The organism is Gluconobacter oxydans DSM 3504 (assembly GCF_000583855.1).
Lineage (GTDB): Bacteria > Pseudomonadota > Alphaproteobacteria > Acetobacterales > Acetobacteraceae > Gluconobacter > Gluconobacter oxydans.
Genome location: NZ_CP004373.1, coordinates 1,988,105 through 2,005,429, shown reverse-complemented (window position 1 = coordinate 2,005,429; position 17,325 = coordinate 1,988,105). Strand labels below are relative to the sequence as shown.

The 17,325-nt window shown below is 63.1% G+C and carries 16 protein-coding genes; 6 read left to right on the top strand and 10 right to left on the bottom strand.

The window, feature by feature from the left end:
* The first annotated feature begins 39 nt into the window (after positions 1-39).
* The gene (locus GLS_RS08825; protein WP_041111944.1) at positions 40-1,323 is read left to right on the top strand and encodes an MFS transporter; all 1,284 of its coding nucleotides are present in this window, start codon (positions 40-42) and stop codon (positions 1,321-1,323) included.
* Here the strand turns inward: GLS_RS08825 and GLS_RS08820 are convergent.
* The 3 genes from GLS_RS08820 to GLS_RS08810 form a co-directional block, all read right to left on the bottom strand.
* The gene (locus GLS_RS08820) at positions 1,320-2,927 is read right to left on the bottom strand and encodes an NAD(P)/FAD-dependent oxidoreductase (protein ID WP_041111943.1); all 1,608 of its coding nucleotides are present in this window, start codon (positions 2,925-2,927) and stop codon (positions 1,320-1,322) included. The genes GLS_RS08825 and GLS_RS08820 overlap by 4 nt on opposite strands.
* On the bottom strand, positions 2,927-3,544 hold the full coding sequence (locus tag GLS_RS08815; RefSeq protein ID WP_041111942.1) for a TIGR00645 family protein: 618 nt from the start codon (positions 3,542-3,544) through the stop codon (positions 2,927-2,929). Before GLS_RS08815 ends, GLS_RS08820 begins: the two co-directional genes overlap by 1 nt.
* Before the next feature lie 65 nt (positions 3,545-3,609).
* The gene (locus GLS_RS08810) at positions 3,610-4,191 is read right to left on the bottom strand and encodes a DJ-1/PfpI family protein (protein WP_041112812.1); all 582 of its coding nucleotides are present in this window, start codon (positions 4,189-4,191) and stop codon (positions 3,610-3,612) included.
* Positions 4,192-4,350: 159 nt separating this feature from the next.
* On the opposite strand from GLS_RS08810, the gene GLS_RS08805 reads away from it, so the two are divergent.
* The 3 genes from GLS_RS08805 (at position 4,351) to GLS_RS08795 (ending at position 7,951) form a co-directional block, all read left to right on the top strand.
* A complete protein-coding gene (locus GLS_RS08805) occupies positions 4,351-5,406 on the top strand; it encodes a cation diffusion facilitator family transporter (RefSeq protein WP_041111941.1) in 1,056 nt (351 codons plus the stop codon).
* Between the two features lie 9 nt (positions 5,407-5,415).
* Entirely contained in the window at positions 5,416-6,309 is an 894-nt protein-coding gene (locus tag GLS_RS08800; RefSeq protein ID WP_041111940.1) for a cation diffusion facilitator family transporter, read from the top strand.
* A 283-nt stretch (positions 6,310-6,592) separates the two neighbouring features.
* Positions 6,593-7,951, top strand: a complete 1,359-nt coding sequence (locus GLS_RS08795; RefSeq protein WP_011253149.1) for a chloride channel protein — start codon at positions 6,593-6,595, stop codon at positions 7,949-7,951.
* Positions 7,952-7,975: 24 nt separating this feature from the next.
* On the opposite strand, the gene GLS_RS08790 is transcribed toward GLS_RS08795, so the two are convergent.
* Positions 7,976-8,785, bottom strand: a complete 810-nt coding sequence (locus GLS_RS08790; RefSeq protein ID WP_041111938.1) for an acid phosphatase — start codon at positions 8,783-8,785, stop codon at positions 7,976-7,978.
* Between the two features lie 145 nt (positions 8,786-8,930).
* Here GLS_RS08790 and GLS_RS08785 point away from each other — a divergent pair, with 145 nt between their 5' ends.
* A complete protein-coding gene (locus GLS_RS08785) occupies positions 8,931-9,236 on the top strand; it encodes a SelT/SelW/SelH family protein (protein WP_041111937.1) in 306 nt (101 codons plus the stop codon).
* 12 nt (positions 9,237-9,248) lie between these two features.
* Here the strand turns inward: GLS_RS08785 and GLS_RS08780 are convergent, their stop codons facing one another.
* The 5 genes from GLS_RS08780 to GLS_RS08760 all read right to left on the bottom strand — a co-directional run bounded on the left by GLS_RS08780 (position 9,249) and on the right by GLS_RS08760 (position 15,181).
* On the bottom strand, positions 9,249-9,620 hold the full coding sequence (locus tag GLS_RS08780) for a response regulator (protein WP_041111936.1): 372 nt from the start codon (positions 9,618-9,620) through the stop codon (positions 9,249-9,251).
* 23 nt (positions 9,621-9,643) lie between these two features.
* Positions 9,644-11,632, bottom strand: coding sequence for a GAF domain-containing protein (locus GLS_RS12995; protein WP_158413642.1), 1,989 nt, complete (start codon positions 11,630-11,632; stop codon positions 9,644-9,646).
* 162 nt (positions 11,633-11,794) lie between these two features.
* A complete protein-coding gene (locus GLS_RS08770) occupies positions 11,795-12,835 on the bottom strand; it encodes a WD40 repeat domain-containing protein (RefSeq protein ID WP_041111935.1) in 1,041 nt (346 codons plus the stop codon).
* Positions 12,832-13,830: a CobW family GTP-binding protein gene (locus GLS_RS08765; RefSeq protein ID WP_041111934.1), complete on the bottom strand. Its 999-nt coding sequence runs from the start codon at positions 13,828-13,830 to the stop codon at positions 12,832-12,834. Before GLS_RS08765 ends, GLS_RS08770 begins: the two co-directional genes overlap by 4 nt.
* Before the next feature lie 19 nt (positions 13,831-13,849).
* Positions 13,850-15,181: an O-antigen ligase family protein gene (locus GLS_RS08760; protein WP_226986556.1), complete on the bottom strand. Its 1,332-nt coding sequence runs from the start codon at positions 15,179-15,181 to the stop codon at positions 13,850-13,852.
* A gap of 51 nt (positions 15,182-15,232) precedes the next feature.
* On the opposite strand from GLS_RS08760, the gene GLS_RS08755 reads away from it, so the two are divergent.
* Positions 15,233-16,231, top strand: a complete 999-nt coding sequence (locus tag GLS_RS08755) for an aldo/keto reductase (RefSeq protein WP_041111933.1) — start codon at positions 15,233-15,235, stop codon at positions 16,229-16,231.
* A gap of 2 nt (positions 16,232-16,233) precedes the next feature.
* On the opposite strand, the gene GLS_RS08750 is transcribed toward GLS_RS08755, so the two are convergent.
* Positions 16,234-17,316 carry a glycosyltransferase family 4 protein gene (locus GLS_RS08750; RefSeq protein ID WP_041112809.1) on the bottom strand — a complete coding sequence of 361 codons (1,083 nt, stop codon included), beginning with the start codon at positions 17,314-17,316 and terminating at the stop codon, positions 16,234-16,236.
* Between the last annotated feature and the right edge of the window lie 9 nt (positions 17,317-17,325).

The window sequence follows — 17,325 nt, the reverse complement described above, 5'->3', positions numbered from 1 at the left end:
CACGGCTTCTCTCCGATGCCGGAACAGGACCCATTCTGCATGACGGATGCCACCACCCGCTCCGCCGTAACATCTTCTTCCCAAGGCTCCCTGAGTGCCCTCCTGCCCTACTGGCAGGTCACTTTTGCGTCTTTTCTGGGCTGGTTTCTGGATGCTTTCGACCAGACGACGCTCATGTTCACGCTACCGGACATCGCCCATGATTTCGGGTGCACGATCGCCGATCTGGGGGCCGTTCTGATGGGGCAGTCCATCGGCCGGGCCGTCGGAAATACCGGCTGGGGATGGCTGGCCGACCGCTATGGGCGCAAGCCGGCCTTCATGCTCGGCGTGATCTGGTTTGCGGTCTTTTCCGCCCTGACAGGCCTCTCCCATCACTTTTATGTGCTCATGGCCGTGCAGTTCATGTTCGGAATCGGCTTTGGCGGCGAATGGACCGCCTCGGCCGCGCTTCTGATGGAAAGCGTTCCCGCCTGGACGCGGCCCATGGCCTCCGCCCTCATGATGTCCGGCTATGAAGTCGGCTATTTCGTCGCGGCCGGCGTGCAGGCTCTGGTCCTGCCGCATTACGGCTGGCGCGTCCTGTTCTTCATCGGTCTGGCCCCCGCCGCGCTGGCGCTGTTCATCCGGATCGGCGTGCCAGAGAGTCCGGTGTGGCTTCGCAACCGCGAAGCACGCCTGGCACAGGGACGAAAGGAGCACGCGCCGCCCCAGCTGCGTCCGAAATTCCGTCTGACGGGCGCAGCCTTTCAGGCCATCGCGTTCATGAGCTTTCTCGAATTCCAGAAAGCCGCGATCTACACCTATTACCCGACAATCCTGCGCGGCAGCCATCATCTGACCCAGCAGGCCGTCTTCTGGCCGGTCACGCTCTACTGCATCGGATCGTTCAGCGGAAAGGTCTTCTGCGGCTGGCTGGCAGAGCGGTTCGGGGAAGTCCGCGTCATGCTCAGTGCGCTGGTTGTCGTGATGCTGACAATCTGGCCGTTCCTGAGCGCGCCAGGCTGGAACATGCTGCTGATCGCCGCCTTCGTCATGGGTGGGGCTGCTTCGGGCATCTTCGCGCTTGTCCCGCATTATCTGGCGCAACGCTTCCCGTCCGACACACGAAGCTTCGGCATGGGGCTGGGCTATGCGCTCGGCTCCATCGGGCAGGGCATGGCGCAGAAATTCGTGCCCATGTTCGGCCCCACGGCCCTCACCCTGCCGCTGTCAGCGGAGATATTCGTATTGGGCACCAGTCTTGTGACTGGTGCCATCGCCCTTATCCGCCCGAAAGAACTTCCGGGCGAACACATGGAAGGCGACGAAACGGCCTCTTAAAGAGAGGCCGCCAGCCATTCCGCCGCGCGGATGCCATCAATCCCGGCGGAGAGGATTCCTCCGGCATATCCTGCGCCCTCACCGGCCGGAAACAGACCGCGCAGTGTCGGGCTCTGACCGTCACGGTCACGACGCAGACGGATGGGAGACGACGTCCGCGTTTCCACGCCGGTCATGACCGCATCTTCCATCGAAAATCCGCGCAGCTTGCGCTCGAACTGCGGCAGGGCCTCGCGGATGGCGTCCGTCACGAAAGCCGGCAGACACTGCGTCAGATCCGTCGGCGTCACACCCGGTTGGTATGACGGCACAACAGCCCCAAGCGACGTGGAGGGACGGCCCGCCAGAAAATCTCCGACCCTCTGGGCCGGCGCGTTGTAGTTGCTGCCGCCCGCGACGAACGCCGCTTTTTCCCATTTCCGCTGAAACGCCACGCCGCCCAGAACATCGTCCGGAAAATCCAGCTCCGGCTTCACCTCGACGACGATGCCGCTATTGGCATTACGCTCGGCCCGCGAATACTGGCTCATGCCGTTGGTGACGACCTGCCCTTCCTCGGACGTCGCCGCCACGACCTGCCCTCCGGGGCACATGCAGAACGAATAGACCGCACGGCCATTCGACGCATGATGGACGAGTTTGTAATCCGCCGCCCCCAGCATTTCATGCCCGGCACTGGCCCCGAAACGGGCCACGTCGATCACCGACTGCGGATGCTCGATCCGCACACCGATGGAGAATGGCTTGGCATCCATTTCCACCTGAGCGTCACGCAGCATCTCGAACGTATCGCGCGCCGAATGTCCGACAGCCAGAATAACACGTTCCGCCGGCAGCGTTTCGCCAGTGGACAGCCGCAGGCCGCGCAGACGACGCTCTGTGCCCTCGCCGTCCATATCGAACCCTTCCACGCGGGTCTCGAAGCGGTATTCGCCGCCCAGACGCTCGATCTCGGCGCGGATGAACATGACCATCGTGACCAGACGGAACGTGCCGATATGCGGCTTGGAAATGGTCAGGATTTCTTCCGGCGCTCCCGCGCGCACGAATTCTTCCAGAACATGCCGGCCCAGATGTCGCGGGTCCGAAACGCCGGAATAGAGCTTGCCATCCGAGAACGTCCCTGCCCCACCTTCGCCGAACTGTACGTTGCTTTCAGGCGTCAGGACGGATTTGCGCCACAGGGCGAATGTATCGACCGTCCGCGCCTTCACGTCCTTGCCGCGCTCGATGATGATGGGCTTCAGTCCAGCCTGTGCCAGCGTCAGCGCCGCCATGATTCCGCACGGTCCCGCGCCGATCACGACGGGACGCGGCATGCCTTCAGGCAGCGTCGCTTCCGGTGGATGATAGGTCGTGTCCGGCGTCGGCCGCACATGCTGATCGTCCTCATGTGCGGCCAGCACCGCAGCTTCGTCGGTGACGTCGCAGTCCACATTATAAACCAGCACAATATGGCCGCGCTTGCGGGCATCATATCCACGACGCGCCACATGCAGGGCCTTCAGGTCTTCCGGCGCAATGTTCAGGCGCGCGAGCACAGCCTCACGCAGCGCCTCCTCCGGATGATCCAGCGGCAGGCGCAGTTCGGTAATACGGATCATCAGTGGTGCCCGTCCCCTGCCGTTTTCGAGACTGCCGGCGCAGGGTCAGCGTGATGCGTGTCAGGCGAGCCTTCCATGATCCGGTCCATAATGGCCATCAGCACGCCGGAGACGACGAAAGCCAGATGAATGCCTACGCTCCATTCCAGAGCGCGGGTTGAGGTCTCATCCACGCGGATGAAGTCCGCCAGCACATGGATCGCGGACATAGCCACGATCGAGGCCATGAGCTTGATCTTGATGTCTCCAAACGTGACATGCCCGATCCAGCTCGGATAATCCTCGTGCGTGCGGATATCGAGGCGGGAGACGAAGTTTTCGTAACCCGAAAACATGACGATCAGCAGCAGATTGGCCAGCAGAACCAGATCGATCAGGTCCAGAACGCCGACGAACACGTCGTCGAAATCCAACCCTGAGGCTTTCAGTACCAGCCCGAGCAGCTGCTGGAAGAACTTGAAGGCCACCAGAAGCAGCCCGACCGTCAGGCCGAAATAGAGCGGTGCGGCGATCCAGCGTGTCGCGAAAAACGCGCGCTCCATGAGGCCTTCCGCACGGCCGAAACTGCCGGTGCGTTGTCTGGGCTGCTGATCGGGAGAAGGAGAGGAAGTCGTCATGCTCCCTCTCTACGATTTCAGGCCGCGTTTCGCCACAATGTTGTGAGCGATCCGGCGCAAATCCCTTACGGCGTGATCTGCGTGCCCAGAACCTTGAGGAACTGCCCGATCCAGGCGGGATGCGCGGGCCAGGCCGGTCCCGTCACGAACTGGCCGTCCGTCACCGCGCCATCCATCGGGACGGACTGATATTCGGCACCGGCGAGCAGCACTTCCGCCCGGCAGGCCGGATAGGCCGAGATCTTCTTCCCCTTGATGACACCAGCCGCCGCCAGAAGCTGCGGACCGTGACAGACTGCCGCAACCGGCTTTCCGCTCTCGACGAAGGCGCGGACCAGATCCAGAACGCTTTCATCGGTGCTGAGCTGTTCCGGCGCGCGACCGCCCGGAATGACCAGCGCGTCATAAGCATCCGCCATCACGCCCGTATAGGTCGCGTTCAGCGTGAAGTTGTGGCCGCGCTTTTCGGTGTAGGTCTGGTGCCCCTCGAAATCATGAATGGCCGTTGCGACCTGCTCCCCGGCTTTCTTGCCTGGCGAGACGACATCGACCTTGTGCCCGACCAGAAGCAGCATCTGGAACGGCACCATGATTTCGTAATCCTCGACGAAATCACCTGCGATCATGAGAATACGCTTTTCAGCCATCGTCTCTTTCTCCTTCTTCGTGTGTGCATCCTGACGCATCAGGAGCGCTGCCGTTCATATCAGTCACGACACCATGCCACGCACGGTTCGGCAATAGATATGGGACGGCCGCCTCACATGCAGTAAGGTCGGCTTTCAATTCTCACAGCACTGGCCTCCATGACCCCGGATCCCCATCACAACTGTGCCTGCGATCACGATCATCATGGCACCACCCTTCCGCATGAGCATCACGCACATGACCATGCGGACCATGATCATGATGACCATCACCATGATCACGACCATTGCGACGGGCACAGTCACGGTTTCGGATTCGGCCATCAGCACGTCCATGCTCCCGCCAGTTTCGGCATGGCGTTTGCAGTCGGCATCACCCTGAACACGGCCTATGTCGCGGGGGAGGCCCTGTGGGGCGTCTGGGCGCATTCGCTGTCCCTTCTGGCCGATGCGGGACACAATCTGTCCGACGTGCTCGGTCTCGCCGGGGCCTGGCTGGCGCAGGTTCTGGCCACACGCCCGTCCAGCGCGCGTTTCACCTATGGCCTGCGCCGCTCAACGATCCTCTCGGCGCTTGCGAACGCCACGATCCTGCTGCTCGTCACCGGTGGCATCGTCTGGGAATCCGTCCTGCGCCTCTTCTCGCACCAGAATGTTCAGGGTGAAGTCATCAGTTGGGTGGCGCTGGTCGGGATTGCGGTCAACGCCGTGACAGCCCTGCTTTTCATGAAAGGCGCCTCGAGCGATCTCAACGTACGCGGCGCGTTCCTGCACATGGCGGCCGATGCGGTCATGGCGTTTTCGGTCGTCATCGCGGGACTGCTGATCGCGTTCACGGGCTACACAATCATCGATCCGATCATGAGCCTGATCGTGTCGGTTTCCATCGTGATCGGGACGTGGTCGCTGCTGCGGAGTTCGCTGAATCTGGCGCTCGATGCCGTCCCGGCGGGGATCGATCCGGATGCCGTGCAGGCCGCCCTTCTGTCGCTCGATGGCGTAGCCGGACTGCATCATCTGCACATCTGGGCCATGAGCACGACCGAGACCGCCCTGACCGTCCATCTCGTCTGCGACCCCACGAAACCCGTCAGCACGGATCTCGTCATCGCCCGCGCCGCAGAGCTTGTCCGGACGCGTTTTGACATCGCCCATCCCACTTTCCAGCTTGAAACCCAGCCCTCAGTCTGCGACACGCACCAGCCCTGCTGCTGAGGACCTGTCATGACATCCACCCGCATCAAGGTCGCCCGCGCCTCCATCGTGCTGAGTGTGGTGGTGCTGGCCATCAAATACGCGGCCTATGTGGTCTCGGGCTCCGAAGCCCTGCTTTCGGACGCGATCGAGACCATCCTGAATGTCGTCGCAGCCGTCGGCACGCTCTGGGCCATGTCCGTCGCGGCCCTGCCCGCCGATGACAACCACCCCTACGGCCACGGCAAGGCGGAATATCTTTCCGCCGTTATCGAAGGCGTGCTGGTCGTCCTCACCGCCATCGGCATTCTGGTCATCGCCATCCATGACTGGCGCCATCCTGAGCCGGTCAACGCGCCATTCTCCGGTGTGGCGCTCAATGCGCTGGCCGGGCTGGTCAATCTCGTCTGGGGCCGCACCCTGATCACGGTCGGCCGCAAACAGTCCTCACAGGCGCTTCAGGCCGCGGGCGAGCATGTGGTCTCGGATGTCTGGGCCACGATCGCGCTCGTGATCGGTGTCTCACTGATCCCGCTGCTCAAATGGGACCGTCTCGATGCCGTGCTGTCTGCACTGGTCGCACTGAACGTCATGCGCGCGGGCTTCTCCATGATGAAGCACTCCCTGTCCGGGCTGATGGACGAAGCGCCGTCGCCCGAGCAGATGGATGCGGTCAAGGCCGTGATTTCCGAAAGCGCTACGGGTGCGCTCGAGGCCCATGATCTGCGCATCCGCAAGGTCGGCGCGCTGTCTTTCGTGGAGTTTCACCTCGTGGTCCCGAGCACGCTTACGGTCCACGACGCCCACGAGATCTGCGATCAGATCGAGGCCGCCATCCGTTCGGAACTCGGCCGAGCCTCCATCCATATCCATGTCGAGCCCGAAGACAAGGCCAAGCATTCCGGCGCGCTTGTCCTGACCTGACCTACCGCGACTGCGGAGAATCCGCATCAGACTGTGCGGTTTATGACACAGCTCTCGACGGATTAAGTCCCCTGCACCCCATCGGGCAAGAACTCTTGACCCCTTTCCCGCGTTAATGGCACGTGCAGAACATCAGCGCACGGGCCTGAAACCGGGCGTCTCTTCCACACCCCGCCCCTCCCTCCCGGACGTCCGAATATTGGCTGATACACCGCCTCCTTCACCCGTCGCCGCCGTCCTGCCCGAGCCTCCCATCCCGGAGGGTCGCTCCTCGCAGCATGCCATGCGCCGCAAGGACCGCATCCTGCATCTGCGACGTTCGGCGAAGGTCACGACGCACCAGTGGCGCCGCACGGCGGTCTACTGGGTGGGTGCGGTTCTGGTCGGCATCGTGGCGGTCCTGTTCGCCCGGCTGGGTGACTGGGCGGCGGGCGTGCGCCATCAGATCGTGGGCTGGCACCCCACCGCCATGCTGGTTGTCGCCCCCGCAGGTCTGGCCCTTATCACATGGGCCACACGCACCATTTTCAAGGGCGCCCAGGGCTCCGGCATCCCGCAGACGATCGCGACACTGCACATCGAAAACGTTGCCGTCGTGGACCGAGTCCTGTCCCTCAAGACGTCCCTCGGCAAGATCCTGCTGACATCTTTCGGGCTGATCTGCGGCGCCTCCATCGGCCGTGAAGGCCCAAGTGTTCAGGTTGGCGCGTCCATCATGCACGCCTTCTCACGGCTGCTCGGACAATCAAACATCACCGCACGGCGCAGCATGATCCTGGCCGGTGGTGCGGCCGGCATGGCCGCCGCCTTCAACACGCCGCTCGCAGGCATCATGTTCGCCATCGAAGAACTGTCCCATTCCTTCGAGCAGAAGGCCTCGGGCCGTACCCTGACGGTCGTGGTCCTGTCCGGTGTCACCGCCATCGCGCTGATCGGCAATTACACCTATTTCGGCCATGCGGATGTGGACGTGCCGGTCGGCACGGCATGGATCGCGGTGCTGACCTGCGGCATTCTCGGTGGCCTCGCAGGAGGCAGCTTCTCGGCCATTCTCATCAAGGCCTCACGCGGCATTCCCGGACGGGTGGGACAGTTCGCCGCCAAGCGCCCGATCGCCTTTGCCGCAGCCTGCGGCTTCGTGCTGGCCCTGATCGGCCTTGTCTCCAAGGGCGCGACTTATGGCACGGGCTATGATCAGGCCCGCGCCATTTTCAACGGGACCGAGCACTACCCGGCTTCGTTCTTCATCCTCAAATATCTGGCGATGATCGTCTCGTACTGCTCCGGGATTCCGGGTGGCATGTTCGCGCCCTCGCTCGCCATCGGGGCGGGGATCGGCGGCTGGGTGGAGCAGTTCCTGCCCCACACCACGCCCGGCGCGGTCGTACTTCTCGGCACGGTGGCGTATTTCTGCGGCATGTCGCAGTCGCCCCTGACCGCGACGATCATCGTCATGGAAATGTGCGATAACCAGCAGGTCACGCTGGCGCTTCTGGCCACGTCCTTCCTGGCCTTCGGCGTCTCGAAGATGATCTGCCCGCATTCACTGTATAGCAGCCTGGCCGACCGCTTCATGGAAGCCAATGACCGTGGCGCCCACCACAATCATCCACCGCCAGCAGACAGGAAACCAGTGCCCTGATCTCTCAGGACACTGGTTACGAACTTACGGTTCGCTGAGCAGGGAATGGATCGCGGCGTCGTGCTCGACGGCGCACGTCCCCGCCTCAGGAGCCGGGGCCGTTCCCTGCATGGCCAGCAGTTCCTGCCGCGCCGCCGCCAGATCGTCCTGAAGCTCCGGCCGCGCCAGCAGCACGTCCATCAGCGAGGACGCATTCAGATATCCCGCCTGAACATCCGACTTCCAGTGCGCCCCGCAGACGATCCGGCTTTCCCCGAACACACGCCCGCGCTGGAGAATGGCCGAAGCATGTTCCGGCATCAGATGCGCCAGGAGCAGCGCCATCCCGTATCCCGCCGTCGTATGACCTGACGGATAGGACGCGTTCAGCCCCAGCCCTTCGGGAGACGTGCAGATGGGCAGGTTCGTGCCCACGAACGGCCGCGTACGGTGCCAGTATTTCTTCACGTCCGAAGTCCGGTGCCCGACGGCATGGCGGATGCGCTCCAGAACACGGGCCAGATGCGGCGCCCTGGCCAGATCGATCTCGAAACCTGCAGCACAGGAGAAATCCCGGGCCAGATGCGCCGGATCCAGATCCGCATCGCTCTGCGCCAGTTTCCAACGCGGCGTATCCTTCAGCGCACGCGTGACATGAAACACCCGGTCGTCATCACTCTGCGCAGCACTGCCGGGCGCCGGCGGCGGAGCCAGAACAAGGCGCTCGTCCGGAGCCGCACTGTCTGGCAGGATGCCGCTCTGGGCGGTAGCGGACGTATGCGCCGCAGGTGCGCAGGCGGAAAGAACAGTCGCACACAGGAGCAGTGCAGCGGACAGACGAAAGGCAGGACGCATAAGCCGGAAAATCCAGTCAGGAAAACGGAATGAGGAACCAGTCCGTATCCTTAACGTTCACGGCCGCGGGCGCGAAGGCTTTTACGTGTGAAACTCTTATGAGACTGTCTTGGGACAAACATTCCAAAGCCCCCACAGGATCTTCATGACACCTGCTTCACCCCGTGTTTCCATCCGCTACTGCACGCAGTGCAACTGGCTGCTCCGCTCGGGCTGGATGGCGCAGGAACTGCTCTCCACCTTTGGCCAGGCCCTGGGTGAAGTCGCGCTCATCCCCGATACGGGCGGCCGATTCGAAATCCATGTGAACGAAACGCTGATCTGGGAGCGCAAGCGCGACGGCGGCTTTCCCGGTCCGAAAGAACTGAAACAGCGCGTCAGGGACATTATTGCTCCCGAACGCGACCTCGGCCACACGGACCGGACCTCGGATCCGCAGCCGGAACGCTGACCCGCAGTCCGATCAGGGCATCGTCTCGAAAGCCTGCCTGATCCGGTCCAGACTGTAGGGCTTGGGAACGAACAGGCCGCGCACCGGCAGCCGGACCTGATCCGCAGGCATATCGGCGGAGGTCAGGATGATCTTCACGGGGGGCCAGCGCTTCCGGGCCGTGGCCGCCAGTTTCTGGCCGTCCTCACCGCCTGGCAGGTGAATATCCGCAAACAGGTAACGGATCGTCGGATCCGTTTCGAGAAGCACTATGGCTTCTGCCGTCGTACGCGCGCTCAGGGTCCTGAAACCGGCATTCGCGAAGTAGTCCTCCGTCATCATACGGATGAAGACAATGTCTTCGACGATGAGGATCGTGGGCCGTGTGTCAGGGTCCTCCGGCATGTAAAACGGGTCTCCGGTGAGTCTCAGACCGTCGCGAGCGACAAGATGGGGGCGGTCAGGTCTGCACATAAACCCGTCGGGGCGTAGTGAAGTTCCGTTTTCCCGTGCCGCCCCAGTCCGGCCTTCAGAAGACGCACGCCAAAGCCGGTCCGTGCAGGTGGCGTAACCTGCGGTCCACCGGCCTCACGCCACTGCAATGCCATGACAGCCCCCTCACCCGTGCCCGTCATCGTCCAGTGCAGGGAGACCGTTCCCTCGGCAACACTCAGCGCACCGTACTTCATGGCGTTCGTCGCCAGTTCATGCAGCAGCATCGAAAAAGACGTTGCCGTATCCGGACCCAGCTTGAGAAACGGCCCCGAGACCTGAACCCTGTTCTCCACGCCCAGCGGCGTGAGCACACCCTGAACCAGACTCGCCAGATCCGTGGACTGCCAGTTCCGGCGCATCAGCAGGTCATGCGCCGCACTCAGCGCCACCAGACGAGACGTGAAGGTCGTGAGCGGCCCCTGGTCATCCACGCTGCGGAACCCCTGATGCGCCAGGCTCTGCACGATGCTTAGCGTATTCTTCAGGCGGTGCAGGATTTCATGATTGACGATCTCCTGACGCGTCTCGGCATCCCATTCGTCCAGCGCCGCAAAAATCCGGTCCGCGGCAGTGCGGATGAAAGACGTCTCATCCAGCGTCCATTCCCGCGGAAGAGCGCTGTGAACGAACAGACAGCCCGTCAGCTCGCCATGATCCATTTTCGGGACGACAATCTGCGCCTCGATCTGCACCGCACGACAGGCCTCACGCTCTTCGCGCATCCAGGACGGACTGGAGAGATCGTCCAGAATGAGGACGGCTCCGCTGCGCAGGAAATCCGACGTCCGGCGAAAGGCCCTGAAGGAGAACTCTCCCGAAACCACCGGCATTTCCGGCGCGCACCATCCCTGATCGACGGTAAAGAGTTCGTCGCGCACCGTAATTGCCGCGAACCCGACACGCTGCACCTCCAGCCGCTGCCCCAGAAGGCGGCAGGACTCCGTCAATGCCTGGCTGCGCGTCGTGGCCATCCGCAGGGCATCGCCCACCGCCAGAAGGGTTGTCAGACGGCTGGTCGCGTTCCGCTCAGGCGTGATGTCCTGGATTGTTCCGATCAGGCGGACGGGACGCCCCGCCTCATCGCGGTCCAGCACGCCCTGACGCAGGACCCAGCGTTCCCGCTGGTCATCCGCCCGCACCACGCGATATTCGAGTTTCAGAGGCGCCGATCCGTCCAGCAGCTGCGACAGGACCGGGATCTGGGGCTTGTCGTCCTCATGCACCTGCGCCACCCACTGTCGCACCGTTACGACATCCGTAACGGGCAGACCGATGATGCGGCAGACTTCCGGGGAAACGGCGATGTCCCCGCTGGTCAGATCATATTCATAGATCCCGACCCCGCCAGCCGCTCCGGCCGCCTGCTGGATGGCGTATTTTTCCAGCGTATGCCGGCGTTCCGCCTCCGCCTGTCTGGCCTGTCGGGTGGCCCGCTCCCTGCGGATCTGCTGCGCCGTCAGACGCCGCTCCTGCGCCACGGTTTCCCGACGCATCTCCATCAGCCGCATGGCCTGACGCGCCAGAGCCGCCAGTCCGTTACTTTCCGCCTGCGACAGACCCTGCGGACGTGTCTGAAGATCCACGACGCACAGCGTGCCGAAAACCTCGTCTTCTGCGGTGAACAGCGGATAACCGGCATAAAAGCGCAGACCCGGCGCCCCGCAGACGAGACCGTTTTTCCGTGTCTCGGGATCGGCCATCATATCGGGAATTACCACCGGAACCCTGCGCGCGATGACAGGCGCACATCCCGAATTGGCCAGGGCCCCGGACGGCTGATCCGTACCGACCCGCGCGGAAAACCAGAGCTGGTCCCCGTCGAGAATACTGACCAGCGCGATCGGCGTGCGACAGACGGCCGCCGCCGCGACGGCAATGTCATCAAGATCGAGATCCGAAAATGCTTTCAGATCCCCGTACATATTCAGATCAGCAGGCCTCTCCGCCGGAAACGGCGGGGCGTCCGGCGAAACCACGGTCTTCACAGACGCTTTTGGGGCGGGGTCCATGCTGGGCATGAGCGAACATACCGTGTTTCAGGGGCAGCAACAATTCATCAGAAAAGTTGCCGCCCCTTTCAGGCTTCAGTCCGCACTGGAGAGGTCGATTGCCGCCAGAACCCCCTCTTCGGTTCCGAACACCAGAGACCCGCCCTGTGGCGTGAACCCCAGCGACGTCACCTTGCCACGCTTCGTATCCTGTCCGGAGCACAGCGGCAGGACACGCTGGTCGCCCCCGCCGATTTCCGCGAGAACGACCGTCCCGTCCTCATAGCCCGCCGCGATGATGTCCTCTTTCGGATTCGGACAGACCGCACTGACGAACAGTCCCGGCAGACGCGCCAGTTCGGCCGGGGCCTTGCCCATCGGCCCACCGCCAAAGAACGGCCACAGGATGATCGCATCTGCCCCGGCCGTCGCAAGCCAGCGGCCATTACGCGTAAACGCCAGCGACTTCACCTGCTTCGGATAGCCGCTCATGCGCATGTTGTGCCCGTCCGACAGACGCCAGCCATGCAGGTCGTTTTCCTGCATGGACGTCACCAGAGCCTCCCCGCCCGGATGGATGGCAATCGCGATATGGCTGCCCTTCCATTCGAACGGCCGCACGGTATCGACCTTGGCCTGCACGAACCACATCGACGCGCCATTATAATGTGACGCTGCGATCCGCTTGCCCTTCGCATCGAACACGATGCCGGTCACGGTCGAAGGATGCTCCAGAACCTTGAGCGTCTCCCGCCCTTCCGCCTTGCGGACCTCGATCTGCTTGCCCGTCGAGAACGCCAGATGATCCGGCGTGCTCGCCACGCAATCGATCCAGCGCCGGCCTTCATGCAGGGTCTCGCTCCGCCCGTCAGCGAACGTCCGGACGAGCTTTCCGTCCTCGCCACCCGACAGGAACGCATCCGGAGCGCAATCCTGCGCCAGACACAGGCCGCCATCATGCGCCGCGACAACCGCCCAGCTTTCCGGATCCCGCAGACGGTCCCGGGGGATCAGCACAAGCTCCCCGTCTGCCGTCAGTGCGGCAAAACCGTGCCCGTCCCGCGAGGAGACAACCTGGACAACCGGGCTCTCGAACCGGCGCTCTCCGCCCCGGTCCGTCAGAAGATCGCCCATCATTCCGCAATGCAGCTTTCAAAGCCGCGACGAAGCTGGGGACGGTTGAGATTGCGGCCGATGAACACCAGACGGGACTCCCGGCTCTCGCCCTCACGGAACGGACCGATGAAGTCGCCATCCGCCATCATGTGCACGGCCTGGAATGCAAAGCGGTCCTTCTCGCCCTTGAAATGGAGAATGCCCTTGGCCCGCAGGATGTCCGCGCCCTGCTCCTGAAGGATCGCCCCGATCCAGGCCTGAAAACGACGCTGGTCGATCAGGTCCTTGATGCTCAGGGAAATGCTGGTGATGCCTTCCTCATGGGAATGATGCTCGTTCTCCAGAAAGTCCGGCATCGTCTTGAGCGCACGCGTCAGATCAAAGCCGCCACGGTCCAGAATATCCGTCAGCTTCACGCCACCGTGCTGCGCTTCATGGATCTGCGCCACCGCATTGATCTTGCGCAGACGGGCCACGATCTCCTTGCGGCGTTCTTCATCCGCAAGATCCACCTTGTTGAGCACGATCACATCCGCAAATGCGATCTGGTTCACGGCCTCGGGGCTTTCGTCCAGCGTTTCCATGACGTTGAACGCATCCACGACGGTTACGACCGCATCCAAACGGGCCTTCTCCCGCAGGTTCTCGTCCACGAAGAACGTCTGCGCGACCGGAGCCGGATCGGCCAGTCCGGTCGTCTCGACAATGATACCGTCAAAGCGGTTCCGCCGACGCAGCAAACTGCCCAGAATGCGGATCAGATCCCCGCGCACCGTGCAGCAGATGCAGCCGTTGTTCATCTCGAACACTTCCTCGTCGGCATCCACCACGAGGTCGTTGTCGATCCCGAGTTCGCCGAACTCGTTCACGACGACCGCATATTTGCGGCCATGCTCGGCTGTCAGGATATGATTGAGAAGCGTCGTCTTGCCGGCGCCGAGAAAGCCCGTAAGGACCGTCACGGGAACGGTTCCGGTCCGTGCCGGGGTCGCAGTAGTGTCAGGGGTGCTGGACATAAGGCCTCCGTAATCTGCCTTACGATATAGGCCGGTCCCTGCCCGCTTGAAACCCGTCCCCACCCCGGAATGTCCGATAGGCCAGCGCCAGCCCCAGAAGCAGGAAGCCCCAACCGCTCAGGGGCAGGTTCAGGAAGTCCGACGAGGATGCGATCGGCCATTCCTGAATGAACACTGCCGCAAACAGGCCGATTGAAATGGCCGCGCCATTCCGCCCCGGCCAGATCGCCTTCAGCCAGGTCGCAATCATCAGTACGAACAGGATAAGGCCCGGCATTCCGGCATTGACCAGCGCCTGAAGGTAATGGTTGTGCGGATGCTGCACACAGAGGGACAGCCATCCCTGTTCCGGAATGGCATCAGACAGGCCGGCGATCCCATGAAACGTGGATGGCGCGGCACAGTAATGCCGGTAGGCGTCATAGCCCTGCCCGATCCACGGATGCGCCTGCGCCATCACGATCGCATGGGTATAGATTTCCCCATAGGGCGACTGGCCGAAATGTGTCAGCTGCTGCCGCGCCAGGGTTACGAGATGAAAGAAGCTGCCCGGCGAGAACACCCGCGCCACCAGCACCAGAACCGGCAGCATCGCCCCCGCCGCCAGCGCCGCCGGACGCATCGGCCGATAGAGCAGCGCGCACACGCCAATCCCCAGCAGGGACAATGCAAGCGGCATCCGCTGCCCGGCCAGAACCATGATCCCGACCGCCAGAACCGTAGCTGCGCACAGCCCCAGCGTCCGCACCAGACGGCTGCGTGCGCCTTCCGCCGCCGCACACCCGACCATCAGCAGCGGCAAAATCAGCCGGGACAGAGGTGCTGCGGCCCGCGGATGCGCATACGGCCCCGTCAGCGTTCCGTCATGAAAGCGTGGAATCCCGAACAGATTGCGCCCGAACACGGCCTGGATCAGCATCTGCAATGCAATATAGACCCCGCACGCACAGGTCAGCCACAGCACGCGACGGCGCCAGACCGCATCCTTCAGAAGCCAGCAGCCCAAAGCGGCGGCCGCGAGTGGAAAACGGATCGCCAGCAGGGACTGAACCAGCGCCCCATGCCCCGGCGCCACCCACAGCGTGCACAGAACCTGCCAGCCCCACCAGCAGAACGTGGCGATAACCCAAGGCTCCCGGAACCAGTCCCATCCGCCCTGCCGCCGCCCGGTCAAAGCCGAATGCAGCAGAAGCAGCACGGCCAGAAGATCAAGATCGGCCTCACCTGCCACGCGCACATGCGTCAGGGCCAGAGGCAGGACCACAGCAGCCCAGCGGCCGATCCGGGTCAGGACAGAAGGAGAGAAACGCATCTGGCGTGGATGGAAGGTTTCCCGCTGCCATGCAACCACTTACAGTCCGAAGCGCTTTTTCGTTACCGTCCATTTCAAGTGGAGACACTCATGGCATCCGACACCATCCGCATCCCCGGCATCGACACGCCTCTCTCCCGCGTCGCTCTCGGCACCTGGGCCATCGGCGGCTGGATGTGGGGCGGCCCCGACGATGACAATGGCGTCCGCACCATCCACGCGGCCCTCGACGAAGGCATCAACCTGATCGACACCGCCCCGGTCTACGGCTTCGGCCATTCCGAGGAAATCGTCGGTCGGGCCCTGGCCGAAAAGCCCAACAAGGCGCATGTCGCGACCAAGCTCGGCCTGCACTGGGTTGGCGAAGACGAAAAGAACATGAAGGTCTTCCGGGATTCCCGCCCGGCCCGCATCCGCAAGGAAGTCGAAGACTCGCTGCGCCGTCTGCGCGTTGAGACGATCGATCTCGAACAGATCCACTGGCCCGACGACAAAACCCCGATCGACGAGAGCGCCCGCGAGCTTCAGAAGCTCCATCAGGAAGGCAAGATTCGCGCGCTCGGCGTGAGCAACTTCTCGCCGGAACAGATGGACATCTTCCGCGAAGTTGCCCCGCTCGCCACGATCCAGCCCCCGCTGAACCTTTTCGAACGCACCATCGAGAAGGACATCCTGCCCTACGCCGAAAAGCACAATGCCGTCGTTCTCGCTTACGGGGCCCTCTGTCGCGGCCTGCTGACAGGCAAGATGAACCGCGACACGACCTTCCCGAAGGACGACCTGCGCTCGAACGATCCGAAGTTCCAGAAGCCGAATTTCGAGAAGTACCTCGCCGCCGTGGACGAGTTCGAAAAGCTTGCCGAAAAGCGCGGCAAGTCGGTGATGGCCTTCGCCGTTCGCTGGGTTCTCGACCAGGGCCCGGTCATCGCCCTGTGGGGCGCCCGCAAGCCGGGACAGGTCTCAGGCGTAAAGGACGTCTTCGGCTGGTCCCTGACCGACGAGGAAAAGAAAGCCGTGGACGACATTCTGGCCCGGCATGTCCCCAATCCCATCGACCCGACCTTCATGGCGCCCCCGGCACGGGACTGATCTCAAAGCTGCTGTGGGCGGCGCGCGAATGCAATCGCCGCCTGCCGCAGTTCTTCCTGCCGGACACGGGCAGCCGCAACATCGAACAGCGCTGCCCGTTCGCGCCCTTGTTCTCCCAACCGGGCTCTGAGATCCTCGTCGTCCATCAGACAGCTCAGAGCCTGTTCCAGCGCCCCGGCTTCGTCCGGCGCTGCGAGCAAAGCCGCATCTCCCACCAGATCAGGCAGCGCCCCCACGGGTGACGCGACAACCGCCGCGCCACATCCCATGGCCTCCAGCGCAGTCATGCCAAAAGGCTCTTCCCAGCGACTGGGTACTACCACGACAGCCGCCCCGGACATCGCCTCCAGTACATCATCATGAGGCCGGTACCCCGTCATCATGACCCCTGCGGCGGCAGCCTGAGGCCGCAGCTTTTCCAGAAAAGGCGTTTCCGGTGAGTCGGGTCCAAAGCGGTCCGCCCCCATGATGACAGCCCGCCATCCCGGATACTGCGCCCGGATCGCCCCCCAGGCGCGGACAAACGCATCCACCCCCTTGTCCGCCACAACCCGTCCCGCGAACAGCACCACTTTCTGCCGCAGAGCGGCCGTCGGCAATACGGACAGGTCGATACAGTTGGGCTGCACCTCCGTCCGGATCGGCCCGCATCCTTCACAAAAACGCCCGGTCACCCACTTCGAAACGCCACAGACCAGAACATGCCGGGCAAGATCTTCCCTCTGCCGGACGGAACGCGCACCGCGCATGGTGCAGGGATCGTTATGCAGAATCAGCCTGACGGGCCCGAACCGGGCCAGAAAGCGCGCCAGATCGGGCCGATTGTGAATTTCCGTCAAAGCAGGGCGACAAAACCGCATCATCGCCACACAGGCGAGACGCAGACGCCACTTCCGTGAGAGCGGAACCCGGGGCAGGATTAACGGCCTGTACTGCCCGCCAGGCAGAGGCGTACCGATCTGCCCCATCCCTGCCACAACATCCGAAAACCGCGCTTCCCGGCTGACAAGAAGGGAAATCGCCCCCGCATGCCCCGCCTCATAACGCTCCCGCGGCGGCAGAATGGTCAGGACGGGGTGCTGCATGATGGCCGG